Annotated in this window: 28 protein-coding genes and 1 other RNA gene; 14 read left to right on the top strand and 15 right to left on the bottom strand. The window is 57.7% G+C overall.

The features are described 5' to 3' along the window. Positions 1-3: 3 nt before the first annotated feature. The 5 genes from IE102_RS00770 to IE102_RS00750 form a co-directional block, all read right to left on the bottom strand. Positions 4-1440, bottom strand: a complete 1437-nt coding sequence (locus IE102_RS00770; RefSeq protein ID WP_189484475.1) for a type II and III secretion system protein family protein — start codon at positions 1438-1440, stop codon at positions 4-6. Further along, the gene (gene cpaB / locus IE102_RS00765; protein ID WP_189484474.1) at positions 1437-2354 is read right to left on the bottom strand and encodes a Flp pilus assembly protein CpaB; all 918 of its coding nucleotides are present in this window, start codon (positions 2352-2354) and stop codon (positions 1437-1439) included. The genes IE102_RS00770 and cpaB overlap by 4 nt, the downstream gene beginning before the upstream one ends. Positions 2355-2664: 310 nt before the next feature. Then, positions 2665-3174: an A24 family peptidase gene (locus IE102_RS00760; protein WP_189484473.1), complete on the bottom strand. Its 510-nt coding sequence runs from the start codon at positions 3172-3174 to the stop codon at positions 2665-2667. A 95-nt stretch (positions 3175-3269) separates the two neighbouring features. Next, positions 3270-3455 (bottom strand): Flp family type IVb pilin, encoded by a 186-nt coding sequence (locus IE102_RS00755; RefSeq protein WP_189484472.1) that lies wholly within the window; start codon positions 3453-3455, stop codon positions 3270-3272. 119 nt (positions 3456-3574) lie between these two features. Then, the gene (locus IE102_RS00750) at positions 3575-3769 is read right to left on the bottom strand and encodes a Flp family type IVb pilin (RefSeq protein ID WP_189484471.1); all 195 of its coding nucleotides are present in this window, start codon (positions 3767-3769) and stop codon (positions 3575-3577) included. 375 nt (positions 3770-4144) lie between these two features. On the opposite strand from IE102_RS00750, the gene IE102_RS00745 reads away from it, so the two are divergent. Genes IE102_RS00745 through IE102_RS00735 form a run of 3 tightly spaced genes read left to right on the top strand, consistent with a single transcriptional unit; the run spans position 4145 to position 5706 of the window. Beyond that, complete coding sequence (locus tag IE102_RS00745; protein WP_189484470.1) at positions 4145-4570, top strand: pilus assembly protein N-terminal domain-containing protein; 426 nt, start codon at positions 4145-4147, stop codon at positions 4568-4570. A gap of 3 nt (positions 4571-4573) precedes the next feature. Next, entirely contained in the window at positions 4574-5134 is a 561-nt protein-coding gene (locus tag IE102_RS00740) for a TadE/TadG family type IV pilus assembly protein (RefSeq protein ID WP_189484469.1), read from the top strand. Continuing rightward, on the top strand, positions 5134-5706 hold the full coding sequence (locus IE102_RS00735) for a TadE/TadG family type IV pilus assembly protein (protein WP_229807503.1): 573 nt from the start codon (positions 5134-5136) through the stop codon (positions 5704-5706). The genes IE102_RS00740 and IE102_RS00735 overlap by 1 nt, the downstream gene beginning before the upstream one ends. A 7-nt stretch (positions 5707-5713) precedes the next feature. Here IE102_RS00735 and IE102_RS00730 read toward each other — a convergent pair whose 3' ends face one another. Next, the gene (locus IE102_RS00730; RefSeq protein ID WP_189484468.1) at positions 5714-7141 is read right to left on the bottom strand and encodes an anthranilate synthase component I family protein; all 1428 of its coding nucleotides are present in this window, start codon (positions 7139-7141) and stop codon (positions 5714-5716) included. Positions 7142-7409: 268 nt separating this feature from the next. Between IE102_RS00730 and IE102_RS00725 the strand changes: the two genes are divergently transcribed. Next, positions 7410-7751 carry a DUF6559 family protein gene (locus tag IE102_RS00725; RefSeq protein WP_189484467.1) on the top strand — a complete coding sequence of 114 codons (342 nt, stop codon included), beginning with the start codon at positions 7410-7412 and terminating at the stop codon, positions 7749-7751. 63 nt (positions 7752-7814) lie between these two features. On the opposite strand, the gene IE102_RS00720 is transcribed toward IE102_RS00725, so the two are convergent. Together IE102_RS00720 and IE102_RS00715 are read right to left on the bottom strand one after the other, a co-directional pair. Then, positions 7815-9302, bottom strand: coding sequence for an AMP nucleosidase (locus IE102_RS00720; RefSeq protein ID WP_373295586.1), 1488 nt, complete (start codon positions 9300-9302; stop codon positions 7815-7817). A 77-nt stretch (positions 9303-9379) separates the two neighbouring features. Continuing rightward, positions 9380-10234 (bottom strand): alpha/beta hydrolase, encoded by an 855-nt coding sequence (locus IE102_RS00715; protein WP_189484465.1) that lies wholly within the window; start codon positions 10232-10234, stop codon positions 9380-9382. A 157-nt stretch (positions 10235-10391) separates the two neighbouring features. Between IE102_RS00715 and IE102_RS00710 the strand changes: the two genes are divergently transcribed. Next, positions 10392-10652 (top strand): hypothetical protein, encoded by a 261-nt coding sequence (locus IE102_RS00710; protein WP_189484464.1) that lies wholly within the window; start codon positions 10392-10394, stop codon positions 10650-10652. 70 nt (positions 10653-10722) lie between these two features. Here the strand turns inward: IE102_RS00710 and IE102_RS00705 are convergent, their stop codons facing one another. The 3 genes from IE102_RS00705 to IE102_RS00695 all read right to left on the bottom strand — a co-directional run bounded on the left by IE102_RS00705 (position 10723) and on the right by IE102_RS00695 (position 13242). Beyond that, a complete protein-coding gene (locus IE102_RS00705) occupies positions 10723-11082 on the bottom strand; it encodes an endonuclease domain-containing protein (protein WP_189484463.1) in 360 nt (119 codons plus the stop codon). A gap of 59 nt (positions 11083-11141) precedes the next feature. Beyond that, on the bottom strand, positions 11142-12188 hold the full coding sequence (locus tag IE102_RS00700) for a ribonucleotide-diphosphate reductase subunit beta (protein ID WP_189484462.1): 1047 nt from the start codon (positions 12186-12188) through the stop codon (positions 11142-11144). A 241-nt stretch (positions 12189-12429) separates the two neighbouring features. Further along, the gene (locus IE102_RS00695; protein ID WP_189484461.1) at positions 12430-13242 is read right to left on the bottom strand and encodes a tetratricopeptide repeat protein; all 813 of its coding nucleotides are present in this window, start codon (positions 13240-13242) and stop codon (positions 12430-12432) included. Between the two features lie 108 nt (positions 13243-13350). Between IE102_RS00695 and IE102_RS00690 the strand changes: the two genes are divergently transcribed. Both IE102_RS00690 and IE102_RS00685 read left to right on the top strand, forming a co-directional pair. After that, positions 13351-14775 (top strand): leucyl aminopeptidase family protein, encoded by a 1425-nt coding sequence (locus tag IE102_RS00690; protein WP_189484460.1) that lies wholly within the window; start codon positions 13351-13353, stop codon positions 14773-14775. A 112-nt stretch (positions 14776-14887) separates the two neighbouring features. Further along, positions 14888-15754, top strand: coding sequence for a C40 family peptidase (locus tag IE102_RS00685; protein ID WP_189484459.1), 867 nt, complete (start codon positions 14888-14890; stop codon positions 15752-15754). 71 nt (positions 15755-15825) lie between these two features. Here IE102_RS00685 and IE102_RS00680 read toward each other — a convergent pair whose 3' ends face one another. Further along, positions 15826-16515, bottom strand: a complete 690-nt coding sequence (locus IE102_RS00680) for a c-type cytochrome (protein ID WP_189484458.1) — start codon at positions 16513-16515, stop codon at positions 15826-15828. Positions 16516-16736: 221 nt separating this feature from the next. On the opposite strand from IE102_RS00680, the gene IE102_RS00675 reads away from it, so the two are divergent. The 3 genes from IE102_RS00675 (at position 16737) to IE102_RS00665 (ending at position 19338) form a co-directional block, all read left to right on the top strand. Next, complete coding sequence (locus IE102_RS00675; protein WP_189484457.1) at positions 16737-17462, top strand: 3-deoxy-manno-octulosonate cytidylyltransferase; 726 nt, start codon at positions 16737-16739, stop codon at positions 17460-17462. A 1-nt stretch (position 17463) separates the two neighbouring features. Next, complete coding sequence (locus tag IE102_RS00670) at positions 17464-18309, top strand: prephenate dehydratase (protein ID WP_189484456.1); 846 nt, start codon at positions 17464-17466, stop codon at positions 18307-18309. A gap of 267 nt (positions 18310-18576) precedes the next feature. Beyond that, positions 18577-19338, top strand: coding sequence for a class II glutamine amidotransferase (locus IE102_RS00665; protein ID WP_189484455.1), 762 nt, complete (start codon positions 18577-18579; stop codon positions 19336-19338). On the opposite strand, the gene IE102_RS00660 is transcribed toward IE102_RS00665, so the two are convergent. Then, the gene (locus tag IE102_RS00660; protein WP_189484454.1) at positions 19335-19535 is read right to left on the bottom strand and encodes a hypothetical protein; all 201 of its coding nucleotides are present in this window, start codon (positions 19533-19535) and stop codon (positions 19335-19337) included. The genes IE102_RS00665 and IE102_RS00660 overlap by 4 nt on opposite strands. Positions 19536-19674: 139 nt before the next feature. Here IE102_RS00660 and ffs point away from each other — a divergent pair. The 4 genes from ffs to recR all read left to right on the top strand — a co-directional run bounded on the left by ffs (position 19675) and on the right by recR (position 22632). Continuing rightward, an RNA gene (ffs, locus tag IE102_RS00655) (signal recognition particle sRNA small type) lies at positions 19675-19770 on the top strand. A gap of 93 nt (positions 19771-19863) precedes the next feature. Then, positions 19864-21699 carry a DNA polymerase III subunit gamma/tau gene (locus tag IE102_RS00650; protein WP_189484453.1) on the top strand — a complete coding sequence of 612 codons (1836 nt, stop codon included), beginning with the start codon at positions 19864-19866 and terminating at the stop codon, positions 21697-21699. Continuing rightward, positions 21696-22025, top strand: a complete 330-nt coding sequence (locus IE102_RS00645) for a YbaB/EbfC family nucleoid-associated protein (RefSeq protein ID WP_189485950.1) — start codon at positions 21696-21698, stop codon at positions 22023-22025. The genes IE102_RS00650 and IE102_RS00645 overlap by 4 nt, the downstream gene beginning before the upstream one ends. A gap of 4 nt (positions 22026-22029) precedes the next feature. Beyond that, entirely contained in the window at positions 22030-22632 is a 603-nt protein-coding gene (recR, locus tag IE102_RS00640; RefSeq protein WP_189484452.1) for a recombination mediator RecR, read from the top strand. A 138-nt stretch (positions 22633-22770) separates the two neighbouring features. Here recR and IE102_RS00635 read toward each other — a convergent pair whose 3' ends face one another. Further along, a complete protein-coding gene (locus IE102_RS00635) occupies positions 22771-23649 on the bottom strand; it encodes a CheR family methyltransferase (RefSeq protein WP_189484451.1) in 879 nt (292 codons plus the stop codon). Next, positions 23646-24845, bottom strand: coding sequence for a protein-glutamate methylesterase/protein-glutamine glutaminase (locus tag IE102_RS00630; protein WP_189484450.1), 1200 nt, complete (start codon positions 24843-24845; stop codon positions 23646-23648). The genes IE102_RS00635 and IE102_RS00630 overlap by 4 nt, the downstream gene beginning before the upstream one ends. Between the last annotated feature and the right edge of the window lie 58 nt (positions 24846-24903).

The following is a 24903-nucleotide window of genomic DNA, read 5'->3' as shown; positions in this document are numbered from 1 at the left end:
CTCCTATTCAATCACATAACCGACCGGCGCCTGATAAGGGGCGCCGGAGGGGGATGACGATTGCGGATAGCCACCGCGATCCTTGATGACCTTGTTCATATTGCCGATGAAGGTGCTCGACAGGTCGTGGGCGATTTGCAGATTATCCGCCGGGGTTTGCAGAGCATCAGGGCGGGTCGGCGACACCAGATAGGGGGTTACGATGACCACCAGTTCCGTTTCACGGTTCAGGAAGTCGCGCGACCGGAACAGGGTGCCGATAACCGGCAGGGTGGTCATGCCGGGCAGGGCATCGACCGCCTGACGATACTCTGATTGCAACAGGCCGGCGATCATCAGCGACGAGCCGGAGGCCATTTCCACGCTGGTTTCAACCCGGCGCACCGATATGGCCGGCACGCTTAAGGTATCGGTAATCGAGATCGATCCGTTGGCGGACAGTTCCGATACTTCGGTCGAGAGTTTAAGCGAAATGCGGCCGCTGGACAGCACGACCGGCGTAAAGCCTAAGCCCACACCGAAGGGTTTGAACTCAACCGACACGCGGCCCTGATTGTCCTGACCCGTAGGCACAGGGAATTCACCACCGGCCAGAAACTTGGCGGCTTCGCCCGATACGGCGGTCAGGTTGGGCTCAGCCAGGGTACGCAGCAGGCCGACGCGCTCAAAGGCTTCGATGGTGGCGTCGACGTTGCGCAAGCCACTGCTGGTCGGGTCGCTCTGGACATAGTTGCCCGATGCGCCGCCCGATAGGGTGCCGTTGATGCTGTAGCCGGGGCTGTTGGCGAAGGTAAATGTATCGCCGCCCAGCCGTCCGATAATGGCGTTGGTGTCAAAGCCTAACTGCTTGATGGTCGAGCGCTGTACCTCGGCCACACGGACCTTAAGCATCACCTGATCCTGCCCGCGGATGGACAGCATGTTGATCACGTCTTCGGGTTTGGTCACGAAGGAGGCGGCCAGACGCTGGATCTGCTCGGCCTCGCCATTGTTGGACACCAGACCCGACAGCAGGATCTTGCCGTTCAGGCTCTGGGCTTCGACCTGAGCGCCGGGGAACAGGCGTGAAATGGTGTCGCTCAACTGATCGGTCGGCGCATCGACACGGATATTGAGGTTGAGGATCTGACGGCCCAGACCGTCGAAAAAGATGGCGTCAGACTGACCCGGAGCCACACCCAGCACGAAAATGCGCTTAGGCGTTTTCAGCACGGCATCAGCCACGGCGGGGTTGGAAACGAACACGTCGCGCGCTTCGACCGGCAGATCGACAATGGCGGAGCGGCCCTTGGGCAGGTTGAGCACCTGAGTTTTGACATTGCCACTTTGGGTGGTGACGCCCATACCCTGAGCGGATTGCGCAGACGCTTGATGGCCGGCGCAGGCGAGGGCTGCGGCGGCCATAAGGGCAGGAAGTATGAAAGGTTTCAGTCTGATCATCGCGAAACTGTGACCTCCGAGGCCTGTCCGTTGCGGAAGACACGCACTGTATTGGACGTCATTTGACTGGTATCTTCGGGGGTGACGCGGCCACTGGCGCCACCGGCATCAGCGTATGAGCGTAGCATCAGCGACAAAGACCCCTGCGAGCGGGCCAGTGCCAGAGCCTGACCATCTTCGGGGCTAAGCTCCAGTGTGGCGGTCGCGCCAATAACGGTTTGCTGATCGGCGGCGGCCTGAAGGTTCTGGTCGATGGCCAGAACCTTGATGTTGCGTAAGACCGGCTCAACCACCTGCATGTTGCCGTTGCCATTGGCGCGCGGGATTTCACGGCTGACCATGATGTCGACCCGGTCGCCGGGCAGGACGAAGCCTGCGGCGGCATTCTCAGCCGAAATTGGCACGGCCATGGCGCGCTTGCCGGGCTCCAGCATGACGGCCATGAAGCCCCCTTCATCGGCGCGCACGATTTTGCGGTCGGTGATCGGCTCGTTCTTGGTGATCTCTTCGCGGACCACGCCGTTCAGATAGGCTTCCATACCCGCCGTGGGGGCTAGGGCCTTTTCAGCGGCATCACCGGCTTTTTTAGCCGCGGTTTTGACCTTGGCCTCGACCTTGGTTTCTTCTTCGGGCGGCAGAGGGGTGGTGACTTCGCCGTCGGTGACATAGGCGGGGACAAGTGAGGCTTCGGGCCATTCCATCCAGGTCAGGTCGGCTTCGGCCAGACGTTCACCGGGCTTGAGATCGCGGGCGGCAACCAGAACCTTGACGGTTGGTACCTGCACAGCGGCGACGGCGACCTGAGCGGAAGCGGCTTTCGAGCCCTTACCGGCGACCAGTCCGCGCACGACAAAGGCTAGCAGCAGGGCTGCGATCGCAGCCACTCCGAACACGACGATGCGTGATGCCTTCATGAAGTCTATCCCTAGTTTGCCCTTAGTTCCCCTTGGGCTGTGGGCCGAGCTATGGCGCACATGTGAATCAATCCAGGTTGACCATGTCTTAAGGGTGGTTAACGTCTGCCTAAAGAAAGACGGCGATACGTTAATTTCTTAATTTGATGGTGTTTTTAGGCATTAGAACCTCCCCTGTTGCAGGAGAGCCTCTCCTCCCCACGTGTGGGGAGGTGTCGAGTTTACGAGACGGAGGGGTACGGACGGCCATGTACCCCTCTGTCAGCCTTAACAGGCTGCCACCTCCCCATGATATGGGGAGGAGAAAAGATTATAATCCCGCCAGCTTAAACAGCGCACCGCTGGGGGCAGCGAGCAGGGCGCCCGCGAAAATGGCAACCCCATAAGGGATGCCGCCCTTATCGGTCATCAGGCGCTGCTGCCAGCCGGACATGGTGTCGGTATGGCGCTTAAACAGCTTGCGCAGGATCAGGAAGATCACGGTCAGGGCCCCGCCCATCAGGGCGACATAAAACACGAACGGCAGGGCGGCACTCAGGCCGAGCCATAGACTGGCCGCCGTCATCAGCTTGGCATCGCCGCCGCCCATCCATCCGGCGGCGAACATGGCCATACCGGCCAAAAGCACGGCAAAGGCCAACAAGCTATGAAGACCGATCAGTATGGGGTTCAGGCCCAGCAACAGGGCGGCCGGATAAAAACCGCCAGCCAGAATAAGGCACAGGCGGTTGGAAATGGTCATGGTGCGCAGATCGCTGATCGCCGCCCAGATCAGGCAGGCCGGAAACACAAGCATAAAGACGATACCGGCGATGTTCATGGATATATCTACCTGGGGCAATTTATGTCAGCTCAAATCTAAGAGCAATTCTAAGGCCCCAAATCTAAGACAGGGTATTGAACAATTGCTTAAGCTTAGGACGCGTCGGTTTCGCCGCCGATGGCTTCATCGATTGTGTCGCCAATATAATTATACATGCCATCCGTTTTCTCGGAGTAACTGCCTATGGCGGTAACGATGCCGAGGAATATCAGGGCGCAGATCAACCCGTATTCTATGGCCGTGGCGCCGCGTTCATCGCGGATGAATGTCTTGATCATGAGGGATTCTCGTTGAAAGCAAGGTCGCGCGCCGCATACGCCGATAAAGTAAAGGCCGCAGACAACTGCGTATCTGCGGCCTCCATTAATTTCAGACTTAGTGTCCGAGAAGGTTAAGATTAACCTTCGCCACCAGCCGGAGCGGCAGCGGTCGGCAGGCCGTCTTCAACCGACTGGAAGGTGCTGGTCAGCTTGGTGCCCAGCGTGCCCAACACGGTGATCAGAGCGACGGCGATCAGGGCGGCGATCAGACCATATTCAATGGCAGTTGCGCCGGATTCGTTCTTGGCGAAAGACTTTACAAACTTGATCATGAGGAAGTTCCTTAAAGGTTAGATTTGGGGTTGTTGATCCATTTACTTGTTTCGGGCCCCTGTAAATGGGTCAATGTCTCCCGAACACGAGATTGAATTTAACGCAGCGTGATTAATTACGAGTAAATAAATAAGATTTTTGCAAAATTTTCTATAGTTAACAGGCATTTACTATGAATATGTATTAAGTTTAATTTTGATTAAACATGTTTACGCATGAATTAAATCATATTTTCCGCGTTAATATTGCATTTAGTATTTTTAAATATTTTTTGTTTACCCTTTTTCTAAACCGGACGCTTAGGGGTTCGGACTATAGTGATGTCACGCGCCCGCCTTAAGGGGGGCCTTTTTGAGACCAGAATGGATTCTTATATGACCCGTAAACTTAAAGCGGCCCTATCTGTGTTTGGTGTCTGCGCGCTTATGGCGGCGGCTCCGGTGCAGGCGGCGCAAAAGCTTCAGATCGAAAAGAACCATGCCACCCGCATCGCCTTATCGGCGCCCGCGGGCAACGTCATTGTCGGTAATCCCGATATCGCCGATGTCACGGTGGTCGATACGCGCACTATCTTTATTGTCGGCCGCAGCTTTGGCCGGTCCGGGGTCACTATTACCGATAAGTATGGCCGGGTGATCTTTGACGGCGATGTCGTTGTGGCTCAGGCCTCGAACGCCAAGGGCGTCGTCACCGTCTATAAAGGTCTGAAATCGTCATCGGTCGTCTGTGCCGCCACCTGCCAGACGCAGGAAGATGCGTCGGGCGTTGTGACCTCTACCGAAGTGGCCTCGGTTCCCTAAATCATGTTCAATGCGGTGCGGCGTTACAGAACATGGCTGACAGCGGCGCGGCGACGGGCGAGCGCGGGACTGCGCGACCGCAAAGGCAGTGCCGCGGTCGAATTTGCTTTGATCGCCGGGCCGCTGATCCTGCTGATTTTCGGCTGTCTGGAACTGGCGCTGTTTATTATCGTCAGCGTCTTGCTGGATAATGCCACCCAGGCGGCGGCGCGCGAAATCCGTATGGGTATCTTGACCGGTGAAAATTCCGACGCCACCAGCTTTCGTCAGCAAATCTGCGACAATATGGGCTGGGTCGCCGCCACCTGCATGAATGACCTGCAGATTGATGTCGAAACCTTTGATAACTTCACCGGGGTCGACCTGACGCCGCCGATCGTGGAGGGAGAGTTCGAAGAGGCCAATTTCAGCTACGATCTGGGCGGATCGAGCAGTATCCAACTGGTCAGCGCCTATTATTCCTACAGCCTGATCACGCCGATCCTCAGTTCGGGCATGGCGACTCTTTCCAATGGGGATGCGGTTCTGACCACCCAGGTCATCTTTAGAAACGAGCCGTTCTGATGGGTATTTTGCGTGCACTCAATCCGTTTAATACGCTGCGCCGGTTCGCCAAAGACCGCCGGGGCGTGTCGGCGGTGGAGTTTGCGCTGATCGCGCCCATTCTGATTACGCTTTATCTGGGGCTGGCGGAATTGACGCTGGCCATGATGGCGTCTCGTAAGGCGTCGCACCTGGCGGCTTCGATCGGTGATCTGGCGGCCCAGTCGGAAAGCCTGACCAATGCCAATATGACCGATCTGTTTGAAATCGGCGACAGCATCATCGCCCCGTTTGATGGCGGTGCTGCGCTAAAGGTGCGCGTGACCTGCGTGACTATGGACAAGACCGACAATAAGGCCAAGGTCATCTGGAGCGATCCGCATATCTGGACGCAGAAGAACACCAACGACTCGCCGGTCGTGTCGGCGATCACCACGGCTCAGCTTCCGGTGGGGCAGAGCCTGATCGTGACCGAGGTCGAGTATGATTACGACTCGCCGCTGCACAGCTTTTTGCCGGCGCAAAGCCAGTTTAAGGATACATTCTATCACCACCCCCGTAACGGCAGTGTGGTGGTGAGAAAAACGTCTTAAAGCGCGGTTAGCTCGTGCCTTCAAGCACTGACCGGATCAGTTTAAGTTTGGTTTCCGTCTCAATCCGCTCCTCATGCGGCACGCTGTCGGCGACAATCCCGCCCCCCGCACACACCCGCAAATGCCAGACGCTGTGGTCGTCTTTTTCAAGCGCTATGGTGCGGATCAGCACGCTGGAGTCCATGCCGCCCTCGGCATCGATCACCATCAACGACCCGCAGTAGGGGCCGCGCGGAGCCTCTAATTCCTGAATGACCTTAAGGGCCTGCACCTTGGGCGCGCCGGAAATCGAGCCCGGCGGGAAGGTCGCGCAAATGACATCGGCGGCATCAAGACCGGGCGAGAGCTGCCCCGTCACGGTCGAGACCAGATGATGAACGCTGGGGTAGGTTTCAAGGGCATTAAGCGCGGTGACCCTGACCGAACCGACTTCGCTTACCTTCGATAGATCATGGCGCATCAGGTCAACAATCATCAGATTTTCGGCGCGATCCTTGGGGCTTTTCAGCAAGGCGTCACTTAAGGTCTTATCGGTGGCGGGGGTAGTGCCGCGCGGGCGGGTGCCCTTAATGGGGCGGGTTTCCAGATGACCGTCGGGGCTTAAACTTATGAACCGTTCCGGGCTGTTGGAAATAATGGCGCGCCCTTTTAGGCGCAGCGCTGCTCCGAAGGGCGCGGGCCCCGCCCGGTTGAGGTCGCGTAATACCCGGCCCAGGGTGACATCATCTTTCAGCGTGCCCTGCCAGCCGCGCGCCAGATTGGCCTGAAACAGGTCGCCGGCGTGAATTTGCTGGATCAGGTTAGACACCTTGTCCTCGTGAACCTGATCGCTGGTTTCAAGCGTAAGCGGCGCACAAACCAGCGGACCGTTGCGGATCAGGCCGGTCGCCGGATGCTTAAGCGCGGCATTGAAGGCTTTACGCATCGTATCGGCGGCATTGCGGGCGGCATAGTCGTCGCGACCGCGGCCCAATGACAAAAGCGTGCGCGTCCTGTGATCAAACGCCAGCACAGCGGGGTAGCGCAGGATATGCAGTTCGGGCCAGGCCTTACGCCCTTCGACACGGAACGGACGTTTTTTTAAATGTTCGAACCGCATGCCCATTTCGAATGACGCCAGCGCGATCACGCCGCCGGTAAAGGGTGGCAGGTCGGTTGTGGCATCGCCGCCGATATGGGCGGGGTGGGCTGCCGTTTTAAACGGCGCAATCGACTGTTTCAGAAGCACTTTTGGGTCGGTGTCGTCATCAAATTCCAGCGTGGTCACGCCGTCAGGATAGCAGCTTAGATACGACCACCGCCCCTGAGGGCCACCATCGGAAATCAGGCCCACACTATGGTCGGTTTCAAACCACGCCTCAAACAAAGTCTCCGGCGCCACGAACGGCAGCCGGATCACATGCAGGTGGGTCAGGGGCGTGGCAAAAGCCGACATTCACAACAACTTGATTCGATTATAAGCATTTGAAGGATCACACTAATACTAGGTTAAAGCCCCTGTCTGCAACTGCCCTCTCTTGGTATTGTCGTATGGAGCCTTAAGCCTATGGATGGAGGTCCATTGATCCTTGTGTGCGCCCAAATCATAGCAGATTTCGGGCGCATATTTTTGTGAAAATCAGTTCAAAGTTATTCGCCAAATAAATTTGTCGAAAATACTTTGAACTGGAAGCCGTAAAATCAAATTTGATCTAGGGGGTGAGATGGGTTGGTTTGAGCGTTTCAAGTGGCATAGGGCGGCCAAAAAGTGTGCCCGACAATTACCGCGTGAACTGGCAAAGGGCTGGGGCCGTGCGAAATACTATACGCTTGGTCAGATTGAAACCGCTTTCAAAGCCCTGAAACTGCCGGATAAATATTCCGTCATTGCCTATGCGGCCTTTTTGACCAGAGACGATTTCGACGCACATGTAGTCGCAGATGGCCCGGTGTCTTACGAAGTAGCACTGGCTTTATTTGAACGCTTTGCCTCGCGTCGCCGGATAGGCGGGTATTGGCATGACCCCCACACAGAGGTTCTTCGCCATGTAGGTGGAGACGATTAGAAAGTCTTAATTTCCCGCAAAAACAGTATTTGACGCAAAGCGGCAAAACTTTTTTTGCGAGGCCTAGCGAAACGGCGGCTCGTCGAAGGCCCGCAGCTTGCGTGAATGCAGCCGCGAACCGGCATCGCGCAGAATATCCATTGTCTTGATGCCGATGTCGATATGCTCCGAAATCGCCCGCTCATAGAAATGGTTAGCTTGACCCGGCAGTTTCAATTCGCCGTGCAAAGGCTTATCCGACACGCACAGCAGCGTCCCGTAAGGCACCCGGAACCGATAGCCTTGGGCTGCCAGCGTGGCGCTTTCCATGTCGATAGCCACCGCGCGCGATTGCGAAAAGCGAATAGCGCTTAAGGAATATCTCAGTTCCCAGTTGCGGTCATCGGTGGTGACGACCGTGCCGGTGCGCAGGCGGCGCTTAAGCTGATCGGGGTTTTCGCCGGTCACTTCGACACAGGCCTGTTGCAGGGCGACCTGAACTTCGGCAATGGCGGGGATCGGGATTTCGACCGGCAGCACATCATCAAGTACATGATCATCACGCAAGTACGCATGGGCCAGCACATAGTCGCCAATACTCTGAGACGGACGCAAGCCGCCGCAGTGGCCGATCATCAGCCACGCCTGCGGGCGGGTCACGGCCAGATGGTCGGTAATGGTCTTGGCATTCGACGGCCCGACCCCAATATTTACCAGCGTAATGCCCTGGCGGTTCGGTGCCAGCAGATGATAGGCTGGCATCTGGTGCTTACGCCACGGCGAATTGGCGATCAGTTCCAGCGGATTTTCAGTGTCGCGCGTGATCAGCAGATTGCCGCAGCACGACAAGGCTGTGTACGGACTATCGGGGTCTTGAAGCTGCTCCAGCGCATATTTGACGAACACATCGACATAGCGATGATAGTTGGTCATCAGAATATAGCCCTGAGTGTGTTCCGCCGGGGTGCCGGTATAGTGCTTAAGGCGCGCTAGCGAAAAATCTGATCGCAGGCCGTCAAACAGTGACAAAGGATGCGAGCCATCGGCATTGCGGACTTCGTGGCCGTCGGCGACTTCGTTGCCAATCAGGGCCAGTTCGGTCGCCGGGAAAAACCGCGCCAGATCAACAGCCGAGACGCTGTTGAGATCAAGATCAGCGCCGTCCAGCACATAGGGGTAGGGAATTTCCTGATCCGATAATCCGACTTCGATCGTGATGTCGTAATCCTTTTGCATCAGTTCGATCTGTTCTTCGATGAAGTCGCCATAAAGGTCTGGGCGGGTGATCGAACCGGCATAGACGCCAGGGCGCGAAAAGCGGGCAAAGGCGCGATTGACGAACGGATGGCGGTGGCCCAGCACCGGCGTGTCTTCGTCGTCGTCTTCATCGACGCCGTTCCAGGTCACGATCAGCTTAGGGTAACAATAGCGGCCTTCGGCACGCAAAACCTTATTCGGTTTGGTCTTATCAGCCAGATAGGCCTGTAGGTCGGCCTGTAGCTGCGTCACCGACGTCTGATACAGGGTTTTAAGGTGAGTTACGGCGTCATGGGCCGTTGCGTGTGTTGTTATATTTTGCAGTGTCATGGCCATACCTATCACAGCTTTGCGCATCTGGCAAAGTGGTGATAGCTCAAATTCGTGACGCTTTATCCAAGCGTAGTCGTCAGAAAATCGGCCACGTCTTTGCGTACCGGAGCCTTATTTCGGAACGGTACCGAAAAGGCGGCGGCCGTGTCCTGATGGCTGATGTCATCATAGAGTTTCAGCGTCACGGCATTGCCAGACGCGCTCAGTTTTTGTGCCATGACTTCGGAATTGCGCACGCGGGCAATGGTGTCGGCGCGGCTGTGAATCAGCAAAAAGTGCGTGTCGAGCTTTCGCACATGGTTGATGGGTTGGGTTTCCTGCGGGCGCGGCCATTGCCCAAAGGCGTTTATGGTCGAGTCGACATCATAGGGATAAAAATCATAAGGCCCGGCCAGCCCGATCATGGCCTTGATGGCGATATCAGGGATATATTGTGGATCAAGCGTCAGCATCATGGCGTTATAGGCCCCCGCCGAATGACCCATCAGGATCAGTTGTTCAGGATCGCCGCCATAGTCGCGGATATGGGTGTGGACATGGCGAACCGCCGCCGCACTATCGGTCAGAAAGTCGGGATAGCGCGCCTGCGGCACCAGCCGGTAATCGGGCACGACGACAATATAACCTAGTGCTGCCAGTGAGCGGCCCATCCAGGCGTAGTCGTCCTTGGCGCCTGAGTTCCAGCCGCCACCATAAAAGAACACAATAACCGGCAGGTTGCGGGCCCCTTTGCGCGGGCCGTACACATCATAGCTGCGGCGCGGGCCGTCGCCATAGGCAATATCACGCGACAGACGTTCGCTGTCTGCGTCCTTGGGCGTCAGGGTATTGAACGCGCTTAAGGTGTTGCAACCCGCAAGCGCCGTGGCTAATCCCGTCAGGCCGATAAGCGATAAAAAGCGACGTTTATTCATATAAAGGCTTACGTGTCGGGGGCGGATTTGGATTATGGCCGTGATATACGTCCACGCTAAGTCGGCGGTCGTAAGAAAGCGATGAGAACCTGCGCGCGACAGGGGCTGTGCCTGTTAGCGGGATGGTCTATATGCTGCACAGTCACGGAGGACGGTCATGAAAGAACTCGGTCAGGCATTGTGGCATTCGCTGACGGTGGTGTCGGTGACGCTGTTCTGGTTGCTGAGCCTGATCTATGTGTTTGTGGCCTTTACGTCGTTCGGGTTCAATGCCGGCCTGTCGTTTCAGCTTTTGGGGCTAGTGATTGCCCTTCATGTGGCGCGCGCTTTGCTTACACCGCGCTTTGCCTCCGTCAAGGTCGGCTATGTAATCGGCGCGGCGGTTCTGTTCGGGTTGATGCTATTATCGCAGGGTTAGTTTTTTCCTCCCTTGCGCAGCGGGGGAGGGGGACCACGCGCCCATCAGGGCGAACGTGGTGGAGGGGGCATTAGCGCTGTAATCTGGCGCTGGCGCTATCCCAAATGATCCCGGCGACGGCATCCGCATCCGCCATTACATCCGCAGCGTTTATGCGGATCACGTCGATGCCTTGCGACCGCAACCATGTGTCGCGTTGCTCATCCTTATGCGCCACGACAGCCAATCCGTGAATCTGACCATCAATCTCGATAGCCAATCGGGCTTTGGCGCAATAAAAATCCAGCACATAAGGCCCAACAGGATGTTGCCTGCGAAAGCGGAGTTCGCTGTTGGGCGCGCCTTTTAGTCGTGACCAGATCATGACTTCCGGTGGCGTCATTTCACGGCGAAGTTTACGGGCGAGGGGGAGTTTAATCTGTGGGCGCATGATGCCCCTTCCGTCCGCTTCGCGTCCACCTCCCCCGCATTGCAGGGGAGGAAAGGTATTTAGTTCGTGCCCAGCGTGGCGTCGGAGCGTTTTTTCATCAGTTGATCAAACGCGCCCCAGACGCCTTCGCCGCCGGTCCATTGACCCTTGGTGGCGGCCTTGGAATACTCCGTCGCGCGGGCCTCAAAGAAGTTGGCGTGTTCAACGCCCGACAGCAGCACCTGCAACCACGGCAGCGGGTTTTCCTTGACGCCGTAGACTTCCGGCAGTTCCAACTGACGCAGGCGCCAGTCAGCGATGTAGCGGATATATTGCTTGATATCGTGCGGGGTCATGCCCTCGACCGGCCCCATCTCAAACGCCAGGTCGATGAAGTTGTCCTCCATCATCACCACATTCTTGCAGCAATCGACGATGTCATCGGCCACGGCCTTGGTGACTGCGCCGGTTTCCTTGTTAAAGGCGTGATAAAGCTTGATGATGCCTTCGCAGTGCAGGCTTTCATCGCGCACGGACCACGATACGATCTGGCCCATGCCCTTCATCTTGTTGAAGCGCGGGAAGTTCATCAGCATGGCGAACGACGCAAACAATTGCAGACCTTCGGTAAAGCCGCCGAACATAGCTAGGGTGCGGGCGATATCGGCATTGGTTTCGACACCGAATTTCTGCATGAAATCGTGTTTGTCGCGCATGGCCTGATACTGCATGAACGCGCCAAATTCCGATTCCGGCATGCCGATGGTCTCAAGCAAAAGCGCATAGGCGGCTATATGGACGGTTTCCATATTGCCAAACGCCGCCAGCATCATCTTGATTTCGGTCGGCTTGAACACGCGACCGTATTTTTCCATGTAGTTGTCCTGCACCTCAATGTCGGATTGGGTGAAGAATCGGAAAATCTGGGTCAGGAGGTTGCGCTCATTGTCATTGAGCTTGGACGCCCAATCCTTACAGTCTTCGCCCAGCGGCACTTCTTCGGGCAGCCAATGGACCTGCTGCTGCTTTTGCCAATAATCAAAGGCCCACGGATAGCGGAACGGCTTATAGGCCGCCGAAGGGGTAAGCAGGCCAGGCAAGGAAGCGGCAGACGTGATGAGGCTCATGAACTATATCCCGAATCGTAAGCGACGCGATTAAACTGTCGCCTATATCACCACAGTTTGTGGTTAAGGCTAGGTTAATATCTACATATTGTGTGTGTTTGTCGGTCTGGTTTGGGGATAATTTTTATCCGCCGTGATCACATGGACTCATAGAGACCAAGGATCAATTGGGCTATTCGTTAACACGGCTGATCGCGGTGCGCATCCGGATTTTTGGGGCGGCGACCATAATTATTGCGGGTTAGCTGCCGGCTTTGAGGGCTTCCCATGTGCGGGTATTGGCGGGGCCGCTTAAGCTATGTTGCAACCAGGCCAGATTGGCATCGGCAATCTCCGGCGGCAGATCACGGCGCAGCAGGGCTTCGGCCTCAACCATCTTGCCCTCAAGCCCTAGGATCAGCGCCAGATTTTGCCGCATGGCCAGCGTCGACGTGGGCTGTGCCACCGCGCGGCGTAGCAGGGCTTCAGCATCGGCCAGTTTGCCGCCTGAAGCCGCCGATATGGCCTTGTTGGTCAGGACGGTGGGGTTCTCTGGTGACAAACTCAGCGCCTTATCCCATGCAACTTGCGCCTCAGCACCCCGCTTGGACTGATCGTAGGCCACCCCGATCAGCGACCAGTTTTGCCAGTCATTGGGTTTGAGCTTTAGCGCCTGATCCAGCGGTTCAATGGCGTAAAAGCCGTTGCCGCTGGCGATATGGGCGCGGGCGGCAGCGGTCAGGGCCTCGACATTATTAGGCGCAAACAACAAGACGCGGTGGGCGACATCGGCGGCTTCGTCAAACCGGCCAAGGGCGCGCAAGGCATGGCTCAGGTCAATACCGGCCTGAGCGTCGGTCGGATTGCGCTCAAAGGCGCGGGCAAAATAGGCGGAACGGCTGAGCGGATCGGCACGCAGGGCCTCATTGCGATCCACCGGCAGCATGGCCTTGTTGGAAGGGGCAGCGGCGGGCACTTCGGCTTTTTTCTGACCAAACGGAAAGGCCATGACGGTGGAGGCCATCACCATCCATCCGGCAGCAGCCCCGATGACAACGGATTTGAAAACGGCCATGCGCAAGATCCTGAAACGACTCAAAAAGAGCAGCGGCGTTAAGATTTCAGTGACAGCGATGAAGATAGGGTTAAAACCGTTAAAACTGCGCAAACCTGAGACCCGAAAATGGCCAAGCCGCTGAAATCCACGTCAAATGCCTCTGGCAAGTCCGCCCCCGATCACCAGATCATCGCGGTGTTTGAGGATGAACTGGCGGCCCGGCTGTCCGAAGCGTCCCCGGCGACCCGCGCCTATGCCAGCGCCCGCGCCTTTACGGCCCGGGCGGGCACGCTCATTCTGCTGCCGGAGGGCAAGGGTGTCACGGCCTGGTACGGCTTAGGCGCGCGCAAAGCCTATAATCCAATGCTATTTCGCGCTCTGCCGCCACAACTACCCAAGGGTAACTGGGTGCTGAAGGCGGATGCTGGCCTTGATCGCTGCGCCATCCATGCGGCCTGGGGCATGGGGGTTTACGGTTTTGACCGCTATAAAGGCGAGGGCGGTAAAAACCAGAGGGGCGAGGTCAAGCTTGATACCGCCGATCTGACGCCCGCGCAGATTGAGGCGGTGGGCCATGAGGTCGCGGCCCACAATCTGGCGCGCGACCTGATCAATACCCCGGCACAGGATATGGGCCCGGCTGAGCTTGAGGCCGCGGCGCGTGCGGTGGCCGATGAGTTTGGCGCGGCGATTACCGTCATCACCGGCGATGAATTACTGGCGCAAAACTATCCGGCCATTCATGCGGTCGGTCGGGCAGCCCCTTCATCGCGCGCGCCGCGCTTTATTGAAATCACCTGGTCGCCCATTGGCAGTGACGGCTTGCCCCTTCCGACTGTGGCTCTGGTGGGCAAGGGAATTACCTTTGATACCGGCGGGCTGAACATGAAGGGCGGGGCCGGTATGGCCCTGATGAAAAAGGATATGGGCGGGGCGGCGCACGTTCTGGCGCTGGGGCGCTGGATCATGGCGACCAACCTACCGGTGAAGCTGTCTATATTGTTATGTGTGGCGGAAAATTCGATCGGCGGGGAGGCTTTCCGGCCGGGTGATGTGCTGTCCTCACGGGCGGGTCTGACGATCGAGGTTGGCAATACCGATGCCGAAGGGCGGTTGGTTCTGGCCGATGGTCTGGCGCGGGCCTCTGAGATCAACCCTGACCTGACGCTTGATTTTGCGACCCTGACCGGTGCCGCGCGGATTGCTTTGGGGCCGGAAGTGGTGCCGTTCTATTGCGATGACGAAGAGATTGTCCGCCGTCTGGAAATCGCCAGCCTGTCCGAGCATGACCCGCTGTGGCGGATGCCATTGTGGGCGGGATACAAAGACGCGCTCGAATCCGAGATTGCTGATATTCGCAACGACCCGCAAGGGTGGGCGCAGGCCGGATCAGTAACCGCGGCCCTGTTTCTGCAACGCTTTGCGCCGACAACGGGTGTGTGGGCGCATTTTGATATCTATGGCTGGAACCCGCGCGGCGTGCCGGGCTATCCGACGGGCGCGGCAGCCCATACCCTGCGGGCGGTTTACCGTCTTATCAAAGGGTTATGATCCGGATAGGCCGGTCATCTAAAATTAAGGCTGGCTGTTAACGGGGTTTTCGTATCCTTGGGCTATGGTGGAGGCTGAAGAGTACAGCTTAAGCAGAAGGTTTGGACGCTTTATGGCGCATGAACGTGACCCCCGATTTGACCCGCGTCTCACCCCCTATAAGGACGGTGTGGCCGAGATTGCCCTGCAAGGCGTCATCACGGCGGCGCGCTATGTGGTCGGTGAGCTTCTGACCTGTAATGTCACCTCAGCCGCCATGTCGGATGAGCCGGGGGCCCATGCCGAACAATCGAACCAGATCCTGTTTGGTGAGCGTTTCAAGGTCATTGAGCGCAAGCATGACTATGTGTGGGGACAATCGATGCGCGACGGCTATGTCGGCTATGTCCATGCCGGTGCCTTCACGTCGGACTGGCATTTGCCGACCCATTTCGTATCGACCTTACGCACCTTTGTATTTGCCGATACGTCGATAAAATCACAGATCAAGAAGATCTTAAGCCTCAATTCGCTGGTCAGCGTGACGCGCGAAGAAGGCAAGTTTTCGTTCATTAACGATCTTGGCTGGGTCTATTCGGCGCACCTGAGCGGCTTTGATCGCTTTGCGGACGATTATGTCGATGTGGCCGAAACCTTTTTGCATGCGCCCTATCAGTGGGGCGGGCGCGAAAGCATCGGGGTTGATTGTTCGGGACTGGTCCAGCAGGCGCTGTACGCCACCGGTCGGTCATGCCCGCGCGATACCTACATGCAGGCGGCCGAACTTGGGGACGTGATCGAGATTGGCCCTGATTTTGGCGGGCTTGAACGCGGTGATCTGGTGTTCTGGAAGGGCCATGTCGCGATCATGATGGATGCGGAAACCCTCATCCACGCCAATGCCTTTCACATGAAAACGGCGATTGAACCGCTAAAAGACGCTGTGGTGAGAATTGAGGCCGGTGGCAACGGCCTGCCAACGGTTTTTCGCCGCTTGTAAGCGGCATAAACAACAGACACAAAAAAGCCCTGCGATTAAATTCGCAGGGCTTTTTTTAATGGTTCAATTTTTTAAGCTGCGGGTGTTGCGGTCGGGGCCGTAGCCGTAGCCGCAGGCGTTTGTGCCGCGGCAGCTTCAGGGGCAGCGGCATCAGCCGCTGGTGCACCTTCAGCCGGAGCGGCGGCGGTGGTCGCCGCACCCGGTTGACGGGCCGGATCGGGCGCAGGCACTGCATAACCGGCCGAGCCATGAGTCTTAAGCCAGGCAATCAGGTTGACGCGATCTTCGGGTTTTTTGATGCCCGCGAAGGCCATCTTGGTGCCCTTGACCCACTTACCCGGCGCGCCGAGGAAGTGATAAAGCTCATCATAGGTCCAGTTTGGCGCAGGACCGGCATGGGCCTTCATGGCGTCGGAATAGGCAAACCCGGCGTGGGCCGCGGTCGGGCGACCGACAATGGCATTAAGGCCAGGGCCGGTGCCATTGGCATCCGTTACCTGATGGCAGGACATGCATTTCTTGAACTGGGCTTCACCGGCGGCCAGATCGGCGGTCGCCAGAACCGTGCCCCAGTCGGGCAGGATTTCAGGGCCCGCCGCTTCGCCACCTTCGGCAACCTCGGCGACTTCGATCAGATAACCGGGCTTTTCGGGGGCTTCGGTGTGGTAAAGCGCGTCTGCGCCAATACGTACACCCATAATGGCCAGTGCCGCCGCAAGGCCCGCACCCATTATCATATTCAGTTTAAGATCACCGCTCATGGGGCCCAAACGTCCTCATATGTTTATCATTGTGGCAACCATAGCTTTATCGGATGATTCCTTAAAACTATGTTCCTCCGCCATTGGCGCATATTATTGCATTTGGCTTGCCTCTGGCTGTCTGACACGCTACCGCAAAAGACGCAAGGCGCGTTTGTGGCTTTTTGCCGAAAAAGGCCCCAAGCTGTGTCAAATCGTCGCACTCCGGAGGTTTTTGCAAGGTGACATCACTGGTTATTATCCCCGCCCGAATGGCCGCTACGCGCCTGCCGGATAAGCCTCTGGCCGATATTGCGGGCCTGCCCATGATCGTGCGGGTGATGAAGCAGGCGCAGAAAGCCAGCAATGTGCGCGTGGTCGTGGCCGCCGGGGATCAGCCGATCGTCGATGCGATAAGGGCGCATGGTGGGGAGGCTGTGCTGACCGATCCGGCCCTCCCTTCGGGGTCTGACCGAATCATGGCCGCCCTCAGAGCCGTCGATCCGCAGGGTGTCCATGACATTGTGATCAACCTTCAGGGCGATATGCCGTTTGTTGACCCGGAGGTCATCAGCCGCACTGTGGCGCTGTTAAACGATCAACCCAAGGCCGATATTGCCACCTTGGTTGCCGCCGAACATTCCCCTGCCGACCGCACCAATAAGGATGTGGTCAAGGCGGTTCTGACGACCTCCGGCAAAGCGCTTTATTTTACCCGCTCGACCCTGTTTGGTGACGCGCCCATCTGGCGGCATATCGGCATCTATGGCTACCGGCGCGCGGCCTTAGAAGCTTTTACCGCCGCCCCGCCGTCACCGCTGGAGACGCTTGAAAAGCTTGAGCAACTGCGCGCCCTCGAAATGGATATGAATATCTATGCGCTGGTGGTAGAGGACGCGCCCCTGTCGGTCGATAATCCGGCAGACCTCGATGCCGCCATTACTTATGCAAATACCCACGGACTCTGACATGTCAAACCCCAAACGCATCGCCTTTCAGGGTGAACCCGGCGCCTTCAGCCATCAGGCCATAAAGCGCTGGTTTCCCGGTGCCGAAGCGGTCGCCCACCCGACTTTTGAGGAAGCGTTTGCTGCGGTACGCAGCGGTGAGTGTGACCTTGGCATGATTCCGGTCGAAAATTCTCTGGCCGGACGGGTGGCAGATGTCCATCACCTGCTGCCCCATTCGGGCCTGAAGATCATCGGTGAGCGCTTTTTGCCGATCGAGATGAACCTGATGGTCAATAAGGGCGCCAAGCTTTCCGATATTAAGGTCGCGTTTTCTCACCCTATGGCCCTGATGCAGTGCCGTAATTCGTTGCGCGCACTGAACATCCTGCCGGAAGTGTTTCACGATACGGCAGGGTCGGCCCGCGCGCTAAAAGACAGTGGCGCTATGGATCGCGCCGCCATCGCCCCCGAAGTGGCCGCAGAGCTTTACGGCCTTGAGATCATCCGCCCCAACCTTGAGGACGCGCGCCACAACACCACGCGCTTTCTGGTGCTGACGGGCGAGCAGAGCGTGGTCGATCCGGCTCCCGAAGTGCCTTGCGTCACCACCTTTGTATTCCGGGTGCGCTCTATTCCGGCAGCCCTCTATAAGGCTCTGGGAGGGTTTGCCACCAACAGCGTCAACATGACCAAGCTGGAAAGCTATTCGGAAAACGGATCGTTCTCGGTGACCTTTTTCTATGCCGATGTTGAGGCGCGCCCCTCTGATCGCGCCCTGCAACTGGCTATGGAAGAACTGAAATTCTTTGCGACCGATGTCGAGATTTTGGGCGTCTATCCGCAGGATGAGTTCCGCAGGAAGTAACTGGCCGTAAATCCATAAATTTCATAATATTGGTGTGAGGCCGTTTGTGCGGATACCAGGAGGGAAATTGCTGGAAATGTCTACATTTTCAAAATTTTACGACGCCGTAGTCCGTGCAGACGGACCACATCCTTCGGACGGCGAAATGGCGTCATACTGCGTCGGAAATAGACTTGAACAGGGGGTAGCCCTGATCTGCGTCTATTTCCTAGCATTATTTAGCCATTTCAGCCGCCAATATCATGAAATTTGTGGATTTACGGCCTGATGTGCGAACTTCTGGGCATGAATGCCAATGTGCCGACCGATATCCGCTTTAGCTTTGCGGCCCTGGCGAAGCGCGGCGGTGAGACCGGCCCGCACAAGGACGGCTGGGGCATCAGCTTTTATGAGAACAAAGGCTGCCGCAGCTTTCATGACCCGAAGCCGTCAGCCCAATCGGAACTGGCGGCGCTGGTTAAGAACTATCCGATCAAAAGCCGCATGGTCATTGCCCATGTTCGTAAGGCCAACCGCGGGCGGGTGGCGCTGGAAAACACCCATCCTTTTACGCGCGAACTGTGGGGGCGGGCCTGGACCTTTGCCCACAATGGCCAGCTTAAAGGCGTGAAGGATTTGCCTTTAAGTTTTTTCCGGCCCATAGGCACAACCGATTCCGAACATGCCTTTTGTTTTGTCATGGATTATCTGGTTAAGACCTTCCCTGACTGCCCGCCGCCCAAGGTTCTGGATCGGGAAATCTCAGACCTGTTCGCGCAATTACGCGGCCTTGGCGTCTTCAATGCTCTGCTGACCGATGGGCGCTCACTGTATGCGTCCTGTTCAAAAAAGCTGTGCTATATCAAACGTCAAGCGCCGTTTGGCACGGCGACCCTGATCGATGAGGATGTGCGGGTTGATTTCGCGGCTGAGACCACGCCCGACGATAAGGTCATCGTAATTGCCACTCAGCCCTTAACTCACGACGAAGCGTGGACGGTGGTTACGCCCGACAGCACGCTGATTTTACGCGGTGGTGAGGTTATTTAGACCGTCAGGAAATGGCTCAGAAAAATGACCGTAAATACGGTTTGAAATGCGGTCGCCGTAACCGCCAGCCCAAGGCCGATCCATTCCAAATAGGATCGTTTCAGCGACAGCTTATCCTCATTGAAATGCTCAGGCTCAACATCGTAGTTTTCGACGAAGATATTGTCCTGATTATTGGGGTGGGCATGTTCGGTCATGGTCGTCCTCCTTATTTTGCCCATGATACGCCCATCGGCGTAAGGCTTTAAGACGCATGTTCGTGATCGGTGTAAGCGGGCTGTAAAGCGCTCTCTAAGATTCCCTCTTGCATCCACACCCCAAAATACGCATATAGCCCTTGAGATCGCGCGGGCGAAGGCCTCGCCAATCTGGTCAGGGCCGGAAGGCAGCAGCCACAACGAATTCACCTTCGGGTCGCGCGGTCTCACCTTATTCCCCGAAATTTTCCACAGACCACCCCACACGGCTTATCGCTGCGTATGCTTTGTGCTGGAAAAGCCTGAGTTTGGATATATAACCCTAGCTATGTCCGATTTTCCTGAAACCGATCCGTTTGGTGCCGCGCCCGAAGACGAATTCGAGCGCGATGACCTGACGGCGGATATTTTCGGTGAGGCTGCGACTGTGAAGGCCGTGGCGGCTCCCGCTCCGCTGACGTCCGAAGCCTATACGGTGCTGGCGCGAAAATACCGCCCGCGCACCTTTGAGGATCTGATCGGTCAGGAAGCGATGGTGCGCACCCTGTCCCACGCCTTTGCTACGGGCCGGATCGCCCACGCCTTTATGCTGACCGGGGTGCGTGGGGTAGGTAAGACTACGACGGCACGTCTGCTGGCGCGCGCACTCAACTATGAATCCGAGACAGTACACGGCCCAAGCGTCGATCTGACCACCTTTGGTATTCACTGTCAGGCGATCATCGAAGGCCGCCACATTGACGTGCTGGAACTCGATGCCGCATCGCGCACCGGCGTCGATGCCATGCGCGAGCTTCTGGAGAGTGTGCGTTATGCGCCGGTTGAAGCGCGCTATAAGGTCTATGTGATCGACGAAGTGCACATGCTGTCGACAGGCGCGTTCAACGCCCTGCTGAAAACGCTCGAAGAACCGCCGCCCCACGCCAAGTTCATCTTTGCGACGACCGAAATCCGAAAGGTGCCGGTCACCATCCTGTCACGCTGTCAGCGCTTTGACCTGCGCCGGGTTGAGCCGGAGACCCTGACGCCGCATCTGGAAAAGATCTGCCGCCTCGAAGGGGCGCAGATCGAGCCCGACGCCATTGCCCTGATTGCCCGCGCTGCCGAAGGCTCGGTGCGCGATAGCTTATCTTTGCTCGATCAGGCGCTGGTGCAGGGCGATGAGGGCCAGCCTGTATCCGGCGAGTTGGTACGTGATATGCTGGGCCTGGCCGACCGTTCGGCCACGCTGAACCTGTTTGAAAATATCATCGCCGGTCAGATTCAGGACGCTTTGCTGGGGTTCCGCACGCTTTATGGCTACGGCGCTGATCCGTCGCAGATCATGGGCGATATGCTGGAATACTGCCATGCCTGCTCGGTCGCTAAGGTTTTGGGGGCCGAAGCGACCCGCCTGCCCAAGGAGTCGGCCGAGCGGGTCACCCTGTTGGGGGCGGCTTTGTCGGCGGGGACTTTATCGCGCCTGTGGACCCTAATGCTTAAGGCGTTTGAGGAAGTGCGCCGGGCGCCGGACCCTGCGGCTGCCACTGAAATGGCGCTGGTGCGGTTCTGCTATGTATCTGATCTGCCGGGGCCGGAAGCCCTGCTGAAACGCCTCCAAAACGGCGAAGACCTGTTGGCCGGTGGGGCTCCGCAGGGGCCAACGGGCGGCGGGGGCGGGGTGACCTCGCAATACCGCAGCGCCAACAGCAATGCCGCCGTGATGATGCGCCCGCAAGTTCAAGCCGCCCCGCATATTGAGCTTAAAAGTTTTGCCGATGTCATGGCCCTGATCGAACAAAAGCGCGAAATTGGTTTGCGCGTTGATGTCGAGCGCTATGTGCGGCTGGTGTCGTTCATGCCGGGGGCAATCACCTTTGAGCCGGCGCCCAACATGCCGGCAGATCTGGTGCGCAAGCTTTCCTTACGCCTCAAGGAATGGACGGGCCAGCGCTGGCTGATCGCCACCGACGGGCAGGGCGGGGCTGAGTCCATCTATGAGCGCGATAAGCGTGAATCAGATGAAGCTCGCGCCGCGGTGCTGGCCGATCCGTTTATGACTCAGCTTATGGCCACCTTCCCCGGCGCTAAAATGACCGGTTTCCGCAAGAAGCCCAAGCCGGTTGACACTACGCCTGAAATTCCTACATCTGCCGATGAAACTCCCGATAAGGATGACGACTGATGGATATCAACAGCTTGATGAAGCAGGCGCAGGCCGTGCAGCAGAAATTCTCCGAAGCCCAGAATAAGATGAGTGCTACGGTTGTGACCGGCACGTCGGGGGCGGGGCTGGTTAATCTTGATCTCAAAGGGGCGGGCGAATTACTGTCGCTTAAAATCGACCCCAGTCTGCTGGCCGATGATCCGGAAATCCTGAGCGATCTGATCGTGGCGGCCCACGCCGATGCGCGCCGCAAATTGGATGAGGTCAATGCCAACCTGATGAAAGAAGCCGCAGGCCCGTTTGGGGGGATGCCTAATTTCCCCGGCATGCCGAAAATCTTTTAATTAAATGGCGATTGGTGCAGGCCCCGAAATTGAGCGCCTAATGGCGCTGCTGTCCAAGCTGCCGGGGCTTGGGCCGCGCTCAGCGAGACGGGCCGCGTTAGCGCTGCTTAAGCGGCGCGAACAGCTTTTGATCCCACTCACCAACGCCATGCAGGACGCCGCCGATAAGGTGGAATCCTGTCGGATATGCGGGGCCTTATCGACTCAAAATCCCTGTGCGACCTGCGCCGATCCGGCCCGCGATAAAACCATGATCTGCGTGGTCGAAGAAGACTCAGCCCTGTGGGCGATGGAACGGGTGGGCGCGTTTAGCGGTCGCTATCATGTGCTGGGTGGGTTGTTGTCGGCGCTGGACGGCGTGCGGCCCGAAGACCTGCGCATCGACGGATTGGTTGAGCGTGTGCGTGCCGGTCACATCACCGAAGTCATCATGGCCCTGCCCGCCACCGTCGAGGGGCAGACGACGGCTCATTATGTTGCCGATCGCTTAAGGCCGCTAGGAAATGGGGTTCAGATCACCTATCTGGCGCGCGGCGTGCCCGTGGGTGGGGAGCTTGACTGGCTGGATGATGGGACTATATCCCATGCCTTCAAGCAACGCCGATAAAGCCGTGAGTTTGGCGATCTGCGGCGTTGTCGTCGCTGGCAGGTACTTAAATGTACCTGCGGCGCTAGACGCCTGGCATCTCATCCAAACTGACGGCTTTCATCAGAGCGGTAATCTCACGATTTATAATTTGTGGCTTTAAGCCGCACCGGCGGCGCGCAGCGGTGGCAGGCTGGAAGTCGCGGATGGGCGCAGGGAGGCCGAAGCACTCATGTTCTTGACATAAAGGCCACGCGTGCCCTGCAACGGCTTGAAAGCGTCCGTAATGCCCAGAACCGTTTCGGCCGCACCCAGGAATAGATAACCGTCGTCAGCCAGCATGGTGGCCATTTGCTCCAGCACCCGCTTTTTGGTGGCAATGTCGAAATAGATCAGCACGTTGCGGCAATAGATGACATCCATCCGCCCCAGCCCGCGCAGATCGTCCAGCAAATTGTATTTCCGAAAGCGCACGCCCTGACGCATCTTGGGCGAGATGCGCCACATCTCATCGACTTTTTCAAAGTTCTTGACCATCATGGTGATGGGCAGGCCGCGCTGAACCTCAAACTGGGTATAGAGCCCGGCCTGTGCCTTTTCCAGGCAGCGGTCGGAAATGTCGGTCGCCAGAATATCGAGATTGATGCGCGGAAACTGCGCGCGGGCCTCATCCATCATCATGGCCAGCGAATAGGGTTCCTGACCGGTCGAACAGGCGGCGCACCATACTTTGATATCGCCTGAAATGCGCGACTTGGCAAAGGCAGGCAGGACGTCGGACTTGAACTGGTCGAACGGAGTTTTGTCGCGGAAGAAAAAGGTCTCATTGGTGGTCATGGCGTCGACCACGGCGAGAATGACCTTTTCGTCGCGACGGGTGCGAAGCGCCGTCAGCAGGCCGGCGACATTGGCAAAGCCTTCTTTGCGCGCGATCGGTGCCAGACGGCTTTCGATCAGATAGGTCTTATCTGCCCCCAGGATGAGACCGGAGCGGGCTTTGAGCAGGGCGGCCAGATGTTCGATGTCTTCAGGTGTCATTGTGGTCTTTCCCCGCGCGCAAAAGTCTTACAGGCCTGCGCCAGCCCTTCAATAGGTTTAATAAGTTCGGCAAGGCCAGCCTCTGCGACCGCACCCGGCATACCCCAGACGACGCTGGAGGCTTCGTCTTGCGCCATCACGGTGGCCCCGACATTGACCAGAGCCTGCGCGCCGTCGCGGCCGTCATGGCCCATGCCGGTCAGCACAACGCCGAGGGCATGGTGGCTATAGACTTCGGCGGCGGAGCGAAACAAGGGATCGACCGCCGGACGGCACCAGTTGACCTGCGGGCTCTGGTCGAGTTTGATCTGCTTGACGATCGGATCGTTCTTAATCGTCATGTGCCAGTCGCCGGGGGCGATATAGACGTTACGCGATTCAATCAGCATCCCGTCCTTGGCTTCGCGCACCGTCATCGGCAGCGCCTTATCCAGATGCTCAGCCAGAATCGTGGTGAAGGTCGCGGGCATGTGCTGCACGATCAAAACCGGGATCTTCCAGTCCGGCCCAAGGCCCAACAGGAAGTTACGCAGGGCGGGCGGGCCGCCGGTCGATGAGCCAACCACCAGCAGATCGATGCGCTTGGGGCCGGTACGCGGGCGCAGCAAGGGGGCGGCCACATGTCCGGTTTTCAGCGGTGTGATATTGGTCGCGCGCGGGGCTGGCGCAGGTGCCAGTGATGGTGACGGCGCGGGTGAAGACGGTCGTGCGGGCTCAGGCTTGGTATCAGGCGTCGCTGATGGCGGTACTGGCCACAAACGCGTGCGACCACACAGGGCGCGTATCTTGGTCAGCAGTTCGGTGCGGAAACCGTCGGCCCCGCCAATGCGCGACGAATCGGGCTTAGGGACATAGTCCGCCGCCCCCAGCTCCAGCGCGCGAATGGTGACGGATGCCCCGCGCGTCGTCAACGTCGAGGCCATCAGGACCTTAAGGCCCGGCTTGGCGGCAATCAGCTTGGGCAGGGCTTCAAGGCCGCCCATATTTGGCATTTCGATATCGAGGATCAGCACATCGGGCTGGATGTCCTTGACGCGCTCAACCGCCTTGGCCCCGTCCGTGGCGGAACCGGCCAGAACCATGTCAGATTCCTGCTCGATCCAGCGCGTGACAAGGCCCCGCACCACCGCCGAGTCATCGACGATCATGATTTTCAGGGGCCGCAACGAGGCCGCAGGATTAGGGTTAGCTGACATATGAGGCTTGTTTCATATCATGGTTACCGGCTACCGTGAAAAAAATAGGCGTTGTAAA

The organism is Asticcacaulis endophyticus, from assembly GCF_014652575.1.
Taxonomy (GTDB): Bacteria; Pseudomonadota; Alphaproteobacteria; order Caulobacterales; family Caulobacteraceae; genus Asticcacaulis; species Asticcacaulis endophyticus.
The sequence above is the reverse complement of the archived record's forward strand: the minus strand, read 5'-3'. Positions and strand labels throughout refer to the sequence as shown.